We start from the raw sequence: 14473 nt of genomic DNA on the forward strand, positions 1-14473 counted from the left end.
CCGACTAAACATGCCGGCCGCCGCATTACAAGGCCAAACCGGCCGGGTTCGGCGCGGTTTCGGCGGGTTTTCCCCGGCTTTCGCCCTAGAACGGCAGGCTCCTGCCGTCGCGCGCCGCCACCACCCGGTCGCGCCCGTCCATGTCGGGGACGATCGAGACGTCGTCCAGCCCGGCGGCGAGCGCCATGGCCGCGACCTCGTCCCCCTGCTCCGGCCCGATCTCGAGCAGCAGGCGCCCGCCGGGCACGAGATGGGACGGCGCGGCGGAGAGGATCGCCCGGTAGGCGCCGAGCCCGTCCGCCCCGTCGGTGAGGGCGAGGGCCGGCTCCCAGTCGCGCACCTCGGGTTCGAGGCCGGCCATCTCGTGATGGGCGATGTAGGGCGGGTTCGACACGATCAGGTCGAAGGCGCCGTCGACCGGGGCGAGCCAGTCGCCCTCGATCATCGCGGCGCGATCGGACAGCCCCAGCGCCTCGGCATTGGCGCGCGCGACGGCGAGGGCGGCGGGCGAGACGTCGACGCCCTGCCCCGTCGTGCCCGTCGCCTCGGCCAGCAGCGTCAGCAGCAGGCAGCCCGTCCCGGTCCCGAGGTCGAGCACCCGCTCGAACGGCTCGGCCAGCGCCGCCTCGATCAGCGTCTCGCTCTCGGGGCGGGGGTCGAGCGTCGCGGCGGTCACGCGGAAGCGGCGGCCGTAGAACATCCGGCTGCCGGTGATCTGGCTGACCGGCTCGCGCCGGGCGCGGCGGGCGACATAGGCGGTGTAGTCCCGCGCGGCCTCGGGGCTCATCACGTCCGACAGGTGCAGGGTGAGCCGCCCCGGATCCACGCCGAGCGCATGGGCCAGAAGCCGCCGCGCGTCGCGCCCGGGATCGGGCACCCCGGCCTCGGCCAGGCGGTGCGTCGCGTCGCGCAGGAGCGCGGCGGCGCTCATCGGGCGATCCCCGGCCTGCGCGCCCCCGGATCTCCACCGGCACGGACCGGTGCGGCGCGGCGGGTCATTCCTCCGCCTCCGCCAGCGCGCGGGCCTGCGCCTCCTCGGTCAGGGCGTCGATCACCTCGTCGAGCTCGCCCGCGATCACCTTGTCGAGCGAATAGAGCGTCAGGTTGATGCGGTGGTCCGTCAGGCGGCCCTGCGGGAAGTTGTAGGTCCGTATCCGTTCCGAGCGGTCGCCGCTGCCCACCTGGGCCCGCCGGTCGGCCGCACGGTCGCCCTCCACGCGGCTGCGCTCCATGTCGTAGAGCCGCGAGCGCAGCACCTCCATCGCGAGATCGCGGTTCCGGTGCTGGGACTTCTGGCTGGAGGTGACGACGATCCCCGTCGGGACATGGGTGATCCGAACGGCCGAATCGGTCGTGTTGACGTGCTGCCCCCCCGCGCCGGAGGACCGCATCGTGTCGATCCGCAGATCGTTCGGGTCGATCGCGATGTCCACCGCCTCCGCCTCGGGCAGGACGGCGACGGTCGCGGCCGACGTGTGGATGCGCCCCCCCGATTCGGTCTCGGGCACGCGCTGCACGCGGTGGACGCCGCTCTCGAACTTGAGCCGGGCGAAGACGTTCTCGCCCTCGATCCGCACGGTCGCTTCCTTGATCCCGCCGATCTCGGTCCCCTGCTCCTCGATCACGTCGAAGGTCCAGCCGCGCCCCTCGGCGTAGCGCTGGTACATCCGCATCAGGTCCGCGGCGAACAGCGCCGCCTCCTCGCCGCCCGTCCCGGGCCGGATCTCGAGGATCGCGGGGCGGGCATCGGCCGCGTCCTTGGGCAGCAGCGCCACGCGTACCGCCGCCTCCGTCTCTTCCAGACGGGCGCGGAGGGCGGGCAGCTCCTCCTCGGCCAGGGCCTTCATCTCGGGATCGGCGCGCATCGCCTCGGCCTCGGCGATCTCGGCCAGCAGGGCGCGGTAGCCCGCGACCGTCTCGGCCACGGGCCGGAGCGCGGCATAATCGCGCGACAGGGCGGCGATCTCGTCGGCCGCGGGCCCGGCATTGAGCCGCGCCTCGAGATACTCGAACCGCTCGCGGATCTGGTCGAGACGCTCGGGCGCGATCATCCGGTCAGCCCCAGCTGGGACAGCCAGCCCTGCACCCGGCGCCGGTTCACGCCCCCGTCGCCGTAGCCGAAGCGCGAGCGTCCGAGGACGGCGAGATTGCCCTGCTCGTCGAGCCAGGCGGTCGTGTAATCGGGAAATCCCCAGAGCAGCGAACGCGTCTCCCAGGTCACCGGCCCGCGGGTCAGGTCGCCGCCGAGCCGGCGGGTGCGGGCGGTCTCCTCGGCGACGACGTCGAGCCGGCCGAGCACGTCGGGCGCCACGGCGCGCCGCGCCTCGAACCAGTTGCGGCCCGAATAATCGCCCGGCGGCTTCGCGGGGCCGGCGACGTTCCACGTCTCGAGCGAGGTCGGGGCGAGGCGCACGTAGAGCTGCGCCGCCGCGATCGCGAGGACGATCAGGACCAGCCATTTCATCTGTAGGGCACTCCCGGAAGGACGCAGAGCATTTCGTAGACGATATTCGCCGCGGTGAGCGCGGTCGTCCCGGCCATGTCGTAGGGGGGCGACACCTCGACGAGGTCGGCGCCGACGATCCGCAGCCCGTGCAGCCCCCGGATCAGCTCCAGCGCCTGCGGCGTGGTCAGGCCCGCGATCTCGGGCGTGCCGGTGCCGGGCGCGAAGGCGGGGTCGAGCGCGTCGATGTCGAACGAGACATAGACCGGCGCGTCGCCGATCTGGTCCGCGATCTCGCGCGCCAGCGCCTTGAGCGGCTGGTGCCACAGTTGCTGGGCCTGCCGGATGTGAAAGCCCCAGCCGGCCGCCTCGCGGAAATCCTCCGCCGTGTAGCCGGTGCCGCGCAGGCCGATCTGCCAGACCTTCGACGGGCGCAGCAGCCCCTCCTCCCGCGCGCGGCGGACCCAGGTGCCGTGGCATTCGCGCACGCCGAACATCGTGTCGTTGACGTCGGCATGGGCATCGACATGGACCAGCGCGACCGGCCCGTGAACCCGCGCGATCGAGCGCAGGACGGGCAGCGACAGCGTATGGTCGCCCCCCAGCGTCAGCGGGACCAGCGGCTGGCGCAGGATCCGGTCGTAGCTGCGCGAGACGGTGCGGATCGTCTCGGCCAGCGAGAAGGTGTTGATCGCGACGTCGCCCAGATCGGCCACGTTCAGCCCGTCGAAGGGCGCCGCCCCGGTCTGCAGATTGAAGGGACGCAGCATCGCCGATTGCTCGCGGATCTGCTTCGGCCCCATCCGCGCGCCCGACCGCCACGAGGTGCCGATATCCATCGGCACGCCGATGATCGCGGCGTCCAGCCCCTCGGGCGAGGTCGCCTCGGGCAGCCGCATGAAGGTCTGCGGGCCCGAGAACCGGGCGAGGTCGTTGCCGCCGAGGGGTTGGTTCGTCACGGGGGGTAGGGCCCTGTCTGCTGGTCGGGCGCCGCAGCGCCGCCCTCCTATCCCACGAGGCGGGGCCGGAGTTCCAGCCCGCACGGGCCTCCGATCATCCCTCCCCCCGCGGCAGGGCGCGCTCGACCAGCCGGGCGAAGAAACTGGCGCCGTAGGGCGCGGCCGCATCGTCGAAATCGTAGCGCGGATCGTGCAGACCCGCCGAATCGCCGTTGCCGAGGAAGAGATAGGCTCCGGGCCGTGCCTGAAGCATGTAGGCGAAATCCTCGGCCCCCATCTCGGGATCCATCGCCGGCTCGACCGAGAGGCCGATCTCGCTCGCCACCTCGGCCGCGAAGACGGCGCGGGCGGGGTCGTTGATCGTGGCCGGGTACTCGACATGGTAGACCAATTCGGCCTCGACCCCGTGGGCGGCGGCGGTGCCGGCGACGATCTCCTCCATCCGGCGGCGCGCCATGGCCTGAACGGAGGGCGCGAAGGTGCGGACGGTCCCGTTGATCCAGGCGGTATCGGGGATCACGTTGTCGGCGCTGCCGGCATGGATCTGCGTCACCGACAGGACGAGCGACTCGTGCGCACGGTGATTGCGGCTGGGAATGGTCTGCAGGGCCTGGACGATGGCGGTCGCGGCGATCAGCGGATCGCGGGCGAGATGCGGCATCGCCGCGTGCCCGCCCGTCCCCCGGACATGGATGTCGAACACGTCCTCGGCCGCCATGATGGGGCCCGGCGCGGTGGCGAAGGCCCCGATCGGCCGCCCCGGCGCGTTGTGCAGCGCGTAGACCTCTTCGATGTCGAAGCGGTCCAGCACGCCCTCGCGCACCATCACGTCCGCGCCGCCCCCCTTCTCCTCGGCCGGCTGGAAGATCAGCGCGACGGTCCCGGCGAAGTTGCGCGTCTCGGCCAGGTAGCGTGCCGCGCCCAGCAGCATCACGGTATGCCCGTCATGGCCGCAGGCATGCATCGCGCCCGGCACCTCGCTGGCATGGGGGGCGCCCGTCTTCTCGTCCATGGGGAGGGCGTCCATGTCGGCGCGCAACCCGATCACGCCTCCCTCGCCCCGTCCCCGGATCAGGGCCACCACGCCGCTCGTCGCGATCCCCTCGTGGATCTCGTCCACCCCCATCGCGCGCAGACGCTCGACCACGAAGGCGGCGGTGGCGTGGCAGTCGAATCGCAGCTCGGGCCGCCGGTGCAGCGCACGGCGCCACTCTGCGAGCTCGGGCGCGAACTCGGCGATCCGGTTGAGGACGGGCATGACTGGACTCCGGGACTGGCGCGGCTAGGGTCGCGCGCCTCACCTGACACCACGGGGACGGACGATGCCAGACAATCCGGGGCCAGACAATCCGGGGCAAGATCATCCGGGGCCAGACCATCCGGACGCGCCGTTCGACGACGCGATCTTCGATGCCTCCGGCGATTCCGCCGCGCAGGTCGAGCGGCTGCGCCTCATCATGGCGGCCCTGCGCGATCCGGACCGCGGCTGTCCCTGGGATCTCGAGCAGGATTTCGCGACCATCGCCCCCTACACGATCGAGGAGGCCTACGAGGTCGCCGACGCGATCGAGCGGGGGGCCTGGGGCGAGCTGAAGGGCGAACTCGGCGACCTGCTCTTCCAGGCGGTCTATCATGCGCGGATGGCCGAGGAGGCGGGGCATTTCGACCTCACGGACGTGGCCCGGGCCATCGCGGACAAGATGGTCGCCCGGCACCCGCATGTCTTCGGCGACCAGAGCCGGGACAAGAGCGCGGACCAGCAGACCGAGGACTGGGAGAGCGTGAAGGCCGCGGAACGCGCGGCGAAGGGCGCGGCCGGCGTGCTCGACGACGTGGCGCTCGGCCTTCCCGCCCTGATGCGCGCGGCCAAGCTGCAGAAGCGCGCCGCCCGCGTCGGCTTCGACTGGCCCCGGACGGCGCAGGTGCTGGACAAGCTGCAGGAGGAGGCGCGCGAGCTGACCGAGGCGCGCGACAGCCTGACCCCGGCCGAGATCGAGGAGGAGATGGGCGACCTCCTCTTCGTCATGGCCAACCTCGCCCGGCATCTCGGCGTGGAGCCCGAGACCGCGCTGCGCGCCGCGAACGCCAAGTTCACCCGCCGCTTCGCGCATATCGAGGCCGAGCTGGCCCGCCGCGGCAAGCGCCCCGAGGACAGCGACCTGGCCGAGATGGACGCGATCTGGAACGAGGCGCGCGCCGCCGACAAGGCGTCCCGGAGCTAGGCGCGGGACCGCCCCGCGCGATCCGCTCCCCGCCGCCGGGCGCGCCGCTCCCCCGCGTCGCAGGGAGGACAGAGACCCGATCCCGTCGCCCCGGCCGCCGGGACGTCCGGCGCAGGGCGACGCCGCCCCGCCCCCGCCCGGACCCGGCGCGCCGTGCTCAGAGCCCGTAGATCGCCCCGAACTTCGCCTCGAGATAATCGAGCAGCGGCCCCTCGCTCGGCGCCGCCCCGGTCGCATGCACGATCGTCTCGCGCGGGGGGCGCAGCCCGCCGTGCCGCTGCACCTTCTCGCGCAGCCAGCCCGTCGCGGGCGCGGTGTCGCCGCGCGCCAGCGCGGCGTCCAGATCCGGCAGGTCGGCCCGCAGCGCCGCGTGCAGGCAGCCGGCATAGACGTTGCCCAGCGTGTAGGTCGGGAAATAGCCGAACAGCCCCTCGGACCAGTGCACGTCCTGCAGCAGTCCGTGCGAGGGCCGGTCGACGGGATACCCGAAATCGGCCGCGAAGCGGTCGTTCCACGCCGCCTCCAGGTCCCCGACCCGCAGATCGTCCGCGAAGAGCGCCCGTTCGAGATCGAAGCGCAGAAGGACGTGCAGGTTGTATTGCACCTCGTCGCTCTCGGTCCGGATATGGCCCTCCCCGACCCGGTTCACCGCGGCGAAGAACGCGTCCGGCCCGTCCAGGCCCAGATCGCCGAACGTCTCGATCATCCGCCCGTAGAGCCAGCCCGTGAAGGCGCGGGACCGGCCGAGCTGGTTCTCGTAGATCCGGCTCTGGCTCTCGTGGACCCCCATCGACACGCCCTGTCCCAGCGGCGTCAGCAGATGGGTCTCGTCGATCCCCTGCTCGTAGGCGGCGTGACCGACCTCGTGGATCGTCGAGTAGAAGCAGTTGAACGGATCGAGCGGATCGCTCCGCGTCGTGATCCGCACGTCGAGGCCGGAGCCGGACGAGAACGGGTGCACCGCCCTGTCGATCCGCCCGCGCGTCATGTCGTAGCCGAAGGCCTTCGCCAGCTCGGTCGAGAGCTTCAGCTGCCCCTCCTCGGGAAAGGTCCCCTCCAGCGCCGGGGCCGGGCCCGCCTGGCGGATCGCGTCGCGCAGCGCGACCAGCCGCGGGCGCAGACCGTCGAACATCTCGCCCATGCGCGCGGCGGACGCGCCGTCCTCGTAATCGTTCAGCATCGCGTCGTAGCGGCTGCCCTCGCCCCGCAGGCAATCGGCCTCCTCGCGGCGCAGTTGCAGGACCCGCTCGAGGATCGGCAGGAAGGAGGCCACGTCCTCGCGCGCCCGCGCTTCGGCCCAGATGCCATGCGCGGTGGATGTCGTGCGCGCGATCTCAGAGGCGAGCCGCGCCGGGACCCTGGCCGCCCGGTCGAAATCCCGCCGGATCAGGGCGAGCTGCCGTTCGGCCACCGCGTCCGCCGGCACGGAAGCCGCCAGCCAGTCCCCGATCCGCGGATCGGTCCGGCGGGCGTGCAGGATGCCCGCCATCGCCGCATGCTCCTCGGCCCGCTGGGGGCCGGCGCCGCGCGGCATCACCGTCTCCTGGTCCCAGCCCAGGCGGCCCGCCACCTGCGCCAGCGCCTCGGTCTCGCGCTGGAAGGCCATGAGGTCGTCATAGGCGGTCATCGGATCGTCCCGCGGATCGAGGTGACGCGCGGATACCGCGCGAGGAACCGGCCGCGCAGGATCAGCACCCACAGCACGACCGCCCCGATCTGGTGCAGCAGCGCAATGCCGAGCGGGGCCGCGTAGAGCGCCGTCATGATCCCGATCGCCACCTGCAGCGCGGTCATGGCCAGCACCGCGTTGAAGGCGAGCCGCGTCTGCGGATGGGGCGACCTGCGGGCCCGCAGCCAGACCACGACGACGAGGGCGGTCAGCAGGTAGGCGACGATCCGATGGACGAACTGCACGAGGCCCGGATTCTCGAAGAAGGCCCGCCAGGCCGCGCCGCCGCTCGGCACGTAGAACGGGTCGGGCGGCACGAACGAGCCGCCCATCAGCGGCCAGGACGGGAAGGACCGCCCGGCATCGATTCCCGCCACCAGCGCCCCCAGCAGGATCTGCACGAATCCCAGATGCATCAGCCCTGTCGCCCCGCCCCAGAGACGGCGCTCGCCCGAGCGGCGCGCCTGCAGCAGCTCCGCCTCGCTCCGCCCCAGCCTGAAGACGTACCAGGCGATCAACCCGAAGATCGCGAAGGCGAGGCCGAGATGAATGGCGAGACGATAGGAGGCGACGTCGAGCATGCCCGGCCGCAACCCGGACGAGACCATCCACCAGCCCACGGCCCCCTGCAGCCCGCCGAGCGCGCCGACGCCCAGCAACCGCCCGGTCCAGCCGGCGGGGATCCGCTTCGTCAGCAGGAAGAAGAGGAATCCGATCCCCCAGACGAGGCCGATCACCCGGCCGAGCTGCCGGTGCCCCCATTCCCACCAGAAGATGCTCTCGAACTCGGCGAGGCTCATGCCCTCGTTCTGCAGGCGGTACTCGTCGGTCTGGCGATAGGCGTCGAACTGCGCCTGCCATTCGGCCTGCGACAGCGGCGGCAGCGCCCCCGAGATCGGCGCCCATTCGGTGATCGACAGGCCCGAATCCGTCAGCCGCGTCGCCCCGCCCACCGCGATCATCACCGCGACCAGCGCGAAGAGGACCATCAGCCAGACCCGGATCGCGCCGCGCGCCCCGCGCCGCCCCCGGTCGATCTGCCCCGGCGTCGCGGCAGAGCGCTCGGTTGTGCCGACCTCCTCGAACAGGGCGCGGCGCGGGGCGTCGGGAGAGCGGGCCATGGGGCACCTTCGGACTGTGGAAACGGGCGGGCGGACGCTATGCCAGCGGGGCGCCGGCAGCAACCCGCGCGCCGGCGCCCGGAGGCGCGACAGATCGCCCGCGCGGCAGGCCCCCCCGGGGCGACGACCGGGCGACGACCGGGCCCCACGCCCCGGCGAAGACGGGCGACAGCCCGCGCCGGGCCCGCTAGAGAGGCCGCCATGACCGTGATCCTGCTCAACAAGCCCTTCGACATGCTCAGCCAGTTCTCGCCCGACGGGTCGGGACGCGCGACGCTGAAGGACGTGGTGGACGTGCCGGGCGTCTATCCGGCGGGCCGGCTCGACCGCGACAGCGAGGGGCTCCTCGTCCTGACAGATGACGGCCGGCTGCAGGCCCGGCTCGCCGATCCCCGCCACAAGCGCGGCAAGGTCTATTTCGCCCAGGTCGAGCGCATCCCGGACGCGGACGCGCTGCAGGCGCTGCGACAGGGCGTCACGCTGAAGGACGGCCCGACCCGGCCGGCCGAGGTCGCGCGCGTCGAGGCGCCGGACTGGCTCTGGCCGCGCGAGCCGCCGGTGCGCTACCGCAAGTCCGTGCCCGATTGCTGGCTGCGCCTCACCCTGCGCGAGGGGCGCAACCGGCAGGTCCGCCGGATGTGCGCCCATGTCGGCCACCCGGTCCTGCGGCTGGTCCGCTGGTCGGTCGGCGAGTACACGCTCGACGGCCTCGCGCCCGGCGCGTGGCGGCGCGCCTGATCCCGGCTCCCCGCCCGCGCCCGGCCCGGTCCGGCGCGCCGCGCCCGCCTCCTTCGCAGGGTCTGCAAATACCGTCCGCCCCCGCCACGGGCACGAGCGCCGAGCCGCCGAGGGCTCGCCTCCCCGCCGGCTCCGGAAAGGGGAACGCGGCCGCGAGGCCGCACCGCCGGATCCGGCGGACCCGGTGGCGCGGCAGGGCCGCTCAGCGCAGCCCGTCGCGTGCGATCGTCTCGGCCAGCTGCGCCATCGCCGCCGCCCGCGCCGCGGCGATCTCGGCGGGGCCCGCCTCTGCCGGCAGCGGGGCCGACAGCTCGAAGAGCCGCGCCCGGTCCCGGCCGCTCTCGTCCAGCGCGGCGATGAAGTACTGCCCCGACAGGCGGAAGGCGCCGGCGCGCGAGGCCACGAATTCCTCCACCCGCACCTCGACCCGCGCCGCGGGGAAGAGGTCGAAGGGCCAGGGCTCCGGCGCCACCACGACCCCGGTCAGCGAGGACAGGGCCCGCGCCAGTTCCAGCGTCGAGGCGCGCGAGGGATCGTCCGCCCAGAGCAGGTCGGTGGACGAGACCAGCGCCCCCGTCTCGTCCTCGACGTAGATCTCCTCGGACTGGGCGTAGAGCGGCAGCTCCACGTCACGCACCTCGACCGAGGAGAAGCCGATCGAGACCCGCTCGGCCGGGGTGACCTGCGGCACGGCGTAGCGCAGGGCAGGATCGCCGCAGGCGGCGAGCAGGAGGAGGAGGCCGGGGGCCAGGAGACGCGTCATCATCACCGTCCGAGAATGAGGGAATTGGGCCGGCGCTCGATCTCGCGCGCGAGGCTGGAGAGGGTTTCGGCGGCCTGCGCGACCTCGCGCAGGGTCTGGCGGAGCTCGCGGGCGAGCGTGCCGTTCTCGCCGTAGGCGGCGACCGTGTCGCCGGTCGAGACGACGAAGGACCCGGTGCGGTCGATCAGGCCGGGCAGCCCCTGCACCGCCACCGACAGCTGGTCGGCGGCGTTGCGGGCCGAGACGAGCGCGGCGTTGACGTTGTCGACCGCGCCGCCCTCGCGCAGGTCGGCGAGGACGCCGCGCAGCTCGGTCACGGCCGCGCCGAGTTCGCCCGGCAGGTCCTGCGTGCCCTGGTTCGACAGCAGTGCCTGCGCCGAGGCGAGCGTCGCCTGCGCCTGCGCGGTCACGCCCGCCAGATCGGCGGCCTGGGCGTTCGCCGCCACCGCGTCGATCCGCTCGATCACCCCCGGCACGCCCTCGACGGCGCTGCGGGCCGCCTCGGCGGCCGCTCCGGCATCGTCGATCGCGGCCAGCAGGCGCTCGGCCCCCTGCCCCTCGTTCACCGTCGCGACCGCTCGCTGCACCTCGCTCAGCGCGGTATCGAGCGTCGCCAGCGTCGCGTTCAGCTGCCCCGGCAGCGCCTGCGTCCCCTCGGAGGAGAGCAGCGCGTCGGCCGACCCGGCGAGGGTCGAGACGCGCGCCACCAGCACGTCGAGCGGCAGGGCGCGGGCCTCGGCCACCAGTCCCTCGGTCTCGTCCAGCAGGCCGGGCAGCCCGGCCAGCGCGGTATCGACATTGGCGACCGCGGCGCTGACGCCGTCGACCGCGGTGCCGATCCGCTCGACCAGGGCCTGCTCCTCGACCGCGGCAAGGATGTCCGAGACCTCCGCCGCCGACCCCTGCAGGTCGGCGAGGATGGCCGAGACCTGTTCGGGCGCGCCCTGCAGCGCCGCGTCCCCGGTGATCCCCCGCACGTCGGCGAGGATCCCCTGCACCTGCCCGGGCACGCCCTGGATCGCCTCGGAGCCGAGCACGGCATTGAGATTGGCCACCGCGGCCTCGATCTCGGACACGGCGCTGCCCAGCGGCAGGGCCCGCACGTCCCCGATCAGCCCGGGCACGTCCGCGACGGCGGCGTCGATGCTGGCGAGCGTGGTCTCGGCGGCGGTCAGCACCTCGCCGACCTGCGCGGTGATCGCCCGGGCCTCTATCTCGCCGAGAATGCGCTCGACCTCGGCGGTCGATCCGGCGAGGTCGGAGAGGATCGCCGCCACCTGTTCGGGCGCGTCCTGCAGCGCCGGATCGCCGGCGAGGGCGTCGACATTGGCGAGGATCCCCTGCACCTGCCCCGGCACGCCCTGGATCGCCTCGGATCCCAGCAGCGCCGAGAGGTTGTCGAGCGCGTCCTGCGCGGAATCCACCACCGCCTGCAGTTCCAGCCCGTTGGCGGTCGCGGCGACGCCCGTCGCCTCCTCGATCAGGGCCGGCACGCCGGTCAGCGCGGTCTGCAGCTCGGTGAGGGTGCCGCGCGCGGCCTCCACCGTCTCGCTCGCCGACCCGACGAGGCCCGCGGCGTCGATCTGCGCCAGCAGGCCCGCCACCTCACCCGTCGCCTCGGACAGCGAGCCGAGGATCTCGGCAACGCGGTCGGGCGCGGCCTGGATGCCGTCGGCCGAGGTCACGGCCCGCAGATCGGCGAGGATCGCCGCGAGCTCACCCGGCAGGGCCTGCGTCGCGTCGTTGCCGACCAGCCGCGCGGTGTTGTCGAGCAGCGACCGGGCCGAGGCGAGGATCTCCTCGATCGGCAGGTTGTTGATCCGGTCCAGCGTGTCCTGCGCGCTGTTCGAGACATCGACGATGTCGGAATCGGTCGTGGGAAGCTCGGGATAGGGCGCGGCGGTCAGGTCGAGCGCCGCCTCGCCGGCCGGGGCGTCCTCCACCAGCTGGACCTTCAGCCCCCCCGTCAGGATGTTGCCGGTCGCAAGCCGGGCCCGCAGCCCCTGCTCCACCTGCGCGGCAATGTAATCCAGCGCGTCCTCGCGCCCGCCGATCCCGTCGAAGCCCAGCCGCGCGGGCTGGATGGACAGGACCGCCTGCAGCTTCACCTGCTCGGCCGCGTTCTCGCCCTCCTCGACGACGCCGTTGATCGCCGAGATCTGGCCGATCCGCAGCCCCTCCAGCTCGACCGCGGCCCCGACCGACAGGCCCGAGACGTTGCCGTCGAAAATCGCGACCAGCTCCAGCGGCGGGCCGGCATTGCGCGAGAAGACCGAGGCGCGGGCGGTCTCGGCATCGGGATAGATCGTGAACTCGGCCGAATCCTCGGCCAGCGGCGCGCCCGAGACGAAGGTCTCGAAGGTGACGCCGCCGACGATCAGCGAGGACAGGCTCTCGAAATTGACAGAGGCGCCGCCGGTCCCGACCGAGAAGGAGAAGCCCGACGTGTCCCAGAAGCGCGTCTCCTCGGTCACGAGCGCGTCGTAGGGCGCGTAGATCACCGCCGGCGCCTCGACCCGGAAGCCGTCGACCGACACCTCGGCCGCGCCGACCCAGCCGACCTCGACCCCCTTGTAGAGCAGCGGCGTGTTCCCCGTCAGCGCGTCCCCGGTCGAGGACAGCTCGATCCGCAGGCCCGCCTGGCTGCCGGTCAGCAGCGGCGCGCTGAAGAGTCCGTCGAACTCGTAGGTCTGCTCGCCCGGCTGGCCGTCCCATTCGCCCTGGATGTAGACGCCCGTCAGCACGGTATCGAGGCCGGTGATCCCCTGCGTCGTGACCTCGGGCTGCACCACCCAGAACTCGGCCCCCTCGTCGACATAGGGCGCCACGTCCTTGTCGAGGCGGATCTCCACCGCGACGCGGTCGAGATCGGCAGTGAAGGCCACGCCCTCCACCTCGCCCACCGCGACGTCGCGGTAGCGCAGCTCGGTCTCGCGCGCATGCACGCCCGCCGCCTCGTCGAAATAGACGGTGATGAGCGGGCCGCGATCCGCGTAGTTCTGCCACGCCACGCCGAGCGCGATGACCAGCGCGGCGAGCGGCACCAGCCAAACGATCGAGATCCGCTGCCAGAGAGAGCGGCGACGCGGCTCCACCGTGGCGCGCGGGGGAAGGGTCGTCTCGTCGCTCATGCTTGCTCACCGCGTGGGGTCGGTCCTGCCTCGTCCGCGGACCGGCCCTCGGGGCCATCCGCCTCCGCATCGGCCTCGATCCGGTCCCAGATCAGACGCGGGTCGAAGGCCTGTGCGGCCAGCATCGTGAACACCACCGACAGCGCGAAGGCCAGCGCCGCAGGCCCGGGATCGATGCGGGCGACGACGGACAGTTGCACCAATGCCGACAGGATCGCCACGACGAAGACGTCGATCATCGACCAGCGGCCAATATATTCCACCACTTCCAGTAGATGGTGACGGCGATGCGCGTTCAGCCGCGCCGGGTTCTGCACCGATAGGGCGAGATAGGCGACGGCCACGAACTTGCCGATCGGGATCCCGACCGAGGCGATCAGGATGATGATCGCGATCCCCAGCGCGTCGTGCTGGATCAGCTCGATCGCACCGCCGACGATCGTCGCCTCGGACCGCGAGACCAGCGTGTCGGTGATCAGCATCGGATAGATGTTGGCGGGCACGTAGGCCATCAGCCCGGCCACCCACCAGGCCCAGACGCGGCTGAGGCTGCCGGGATCGCGGCTGACCAGCCGCGCGCCGCAGCGCCCGCACCGCTCGCGCCCGCGGGGCCAGACGCGGGTGCAGCGCCGGCAGGCGACGAGGCCGGCATCGCGCGCCGTCAGCGCCTCTTCCCCACTCATGCGCGCGCGGTCCGTGCCGCCCGGGCGACCTCGCGGTCGAGCGTGTTCCAAACCAACCAGCGGTCCAGCCAGCGGTCCTGCAGCACGATCACCACCGTCAGGACCGCGAACATCCAGAAGGCCGGCCCGAATTCCAGCGTGGCGAGGTCGGCGACCTTCACCAGCGCGACGGCGCAGCCGATGGCGAAGATCTCGGCCATCGACCAGGGCTGCAGCGCCTCGGACATGCGGAAGGCCTGGATCGCGCCCGGCCAGGCGGGCCGGTCGAAGACGAGCGGGGACAGGACGTAGATCGTCAGGGCCGCCCGCGCGACCGGGACCAGCACGATCAGCGCCAGCACGGCCAGCGACAGCACCAGCAGCGGGCCATCGGTGAAGGCCAGCGCCGTGTCGAGGATCGTGGCGCTGTTGCCGAACCCCGCCGTCGAGATCCGCAGGAAGGGAAAGAACACCGCCCCGCAGGTCAGGATCACAGTGGCGAGGGCGAGCATGATGATCGACATCCCCGCCCGGCGGCGCGGCGCGATCAGGACGTGCCCGCAGCGCGCGCAGACCGCCCGCTCGCCATGCGCCGGCTCCTCCACGCGGTAGAGGGCGTCGCAGATCGGACAGGCGATCAGCTCGGCCGGCTCGGCCGCATGCAGGTCGGTCTGATCGGTCATCTGGTCCCCCGTGGACGGCGCCGAACCGGGCCGCCGCGACGGGGGCAGTCTATATGTGCCACAGGCGGTTGCAATGACCGCA

Annotated in this window: 13 protein-coding genes; 2 read left to right on the plus strand and 11 right to left on the minus strand. The window is 72.7% G+C overall.

What is annotated here, in order from left to right; genetic code table 11:
- Nucleotides 1-85: 85 nt before the first annotated feature.
- The 5 genes from prmC to BUE30_RS01255 form a co-directional block, all read right to left on the minus strand.
- Nucleotides 86-931, minus strand: coding sequence for a peptide chain release factor N(5)-glutamine methyltransferase (gene prmC / locus BUE30_RS01235; RefSeq protein ID WP_073325877.1), 846 nt, complete (start codon nucleotides 929-931; stop codon nucleotides 86-88).
- 64 nt (nucleotides 932-995) lie between these two features.
- A complete protein-coding gene (gene prfA, locus BUE30_RS01240; RefSeq protein WP_073325879.1) occupies nucleotides 996-2051 on the minus strand; it encodes a peptide chain release factor 1 in 1056 nt (351 codons plus the stop codon).
- The gene (locus tag BUE30_RS01245) at nucleotides 2048-2464 is read right to left on the minus strand and encodes a DUF1499 domain-containing protein (protein WP_073325880.1); all 417 of its coding nucleotides are present in this window, start codon (nucleotides 2462-2464) and stop codon (nucleotides 2048-2050) included. The genes prfA and BUE30_RS01245 overlap by 4 nt, the downstream gene beginning before the upstream one ends.
- On the minus strand, nucleotides 2461-3402 hold the full coding sequence (gene speB / locus BUE30_RS01250; RefSeq protein WP_073325882.1) for an agmatinase: 942 nt from the start codon (nucleotides 3400-3402) through the stop codon (nucleotides 2461-2463). The genes BUE30_RS01245 and speB overlap by 4 nt, the downstream gene beginning before the upstream one ends.
- Before the next feature lie 94 nt (nucleotides 3403-3496).
- A complete protein-coding gene (locus BUE30_RS01255; RefSeq protein ID WP_073325883.1) occupies nucleotides 3497-4660 on the minus strand; it encodes a M20 aminoacylase family protein in 1164 nt (387 codons plus the stop codon).
- Between the two features lie 64 nt (nucleotides 4661-4724).
- Here BUE30_RS01255 and mazG point away from each other — a divergent pair, with 64 nt between their 5' ends.
- On the plus strand, nucleotides 4725-5624 hold the full coding sequence (gene mazG / locus BUE30_RS01260) for a nucleoside triphosphate pyrophosphohydrolase (protein ID WP_083600990.1): 900 nt from the start codon (nucleotides 4725-4727) through the stop codon (nucleotides 5622-5624).
- Between the two features lie 157 nt (nucleotides 5625-5781).
- Here the strand turns inward: mazG and BUE30_RS01265 are convergent, their stop codons facing one another.
- The gene (locus BUE30_RS01265; RefSeq protein ID WP_073325885.1) at nucleotides 5782-7251 is read right to left on the minus strand and encodes a carboxypeptidase M32; all 1470 of its coding nucleotides are present in this window, start codon (nucleotides 7249-7251) and stop codon (nucleotides 5782-5784) included.
- Nucleotides 7248-8414, minus strand: coding sequence for a heme A synthase (ctaA, locus tag BUE30_RS01270; RefSeq protein WP_073325886.1), 1167 nt, complete (start codon nucleotides 8412-8414; stop codon nucleotides 7248-7250). Before ctaA ends, BUE30_RS01265 begins: the two co-directional genes overlap by 4 nt.
- A gap of 201 nt (nucleotides 8415-8615) precedes the next feature.
- On the opposite strand from ctaA, the gene BUE30_RS01275 reads away from it, so the two are divergent.
- On the plus strand, nucleotides 8616-9152 hold the full coding sequence (locus BUE30_RS01275) for a pseudouridine synthase (RefSeq protein ID WP_083600992.1): 537 nt from the start codon (nucleotides 8616-8618) through the stop codon (nucleotides 9150-9152).
- A gap of 202 nt (nucleotides 9153-9354) precedes the next feature.
- On the opposite strand, the gene BUE30_RS01280 is transcribed toward BUE30_RS01275, so the two are convergent.
- Genes BUE30_RS01280 through BUE30_RS01295 form a run of 4 tightly spaced genes read right to left on the minus strand, consistent with a single transcriptional unit; the run spans nucleotide 9355 to nucleotide 14391 of the window.
- Nucleotides 9355-9918: a PqiC family protein gene (locus BUE30_RS01280; protein ID WP_073325888.1), complete on the minus strand. Its 564-nt coding sequence runs from the start codon at nucleotides 9916-9918 to the stop codon at nucleotides 9355-9357.
- Nucleotides 9918-13046 carry an MlaD family protein gene (locus BUE30_RS01285; protein WP_073325890.1) on the minus strand — a complete coding sequence of 1043 codons (3129 nt, stop codon included), beginning with the start codon at nucleotides 13044-13046 and terminating at the stop codon, nucleotides 9918-9920. The genes BUE30_RS01280 and BUE30_RS01285 overlap by 1 nt, the downstream gene beginning before the upstream one ends.
- Entirely contained in the window at nucleotides 13043-13729 is a 687-nt protein-coding gene (locus BUE30_RS01290) for a paraquat-inducible protein A (RefSeq protein WP_073325891.1), read from the minus strand. The genes BUE30_RS01285 and BUE30_RS01290 overlap by 4 nt, the downstream gene beginning before the upstream one ends.
- Nucleotides 13726-14391 (minus strand): paraquat-inducible protein A, encoded by a 666-nt coding sequence (locus tag BUE30_RS01295; protein WP_073325893.1) that lies wholly within the window; start codon nucleotides 14389-14391, stop codon nucleotides 13726-13728. Before BUE30_RS01295 ends, BUE30_RS01290 begins: the two co-directional genes overlap by 4 nt.
- Nucleotides 14392-14473 lie beyond the last annotated feature (82 nt).

The sequence above is a fragment of the Wenxinia saemankumensis genome, from assembly GCF_900141735.1.
GTDB classification, from domain to species: Bacteria; Pseudomonadota; Alphaproteobacteria; order Rhodobacterales; family Rhodobacteraceae; genus Wenxinia; species Wenxinia saemankumensis.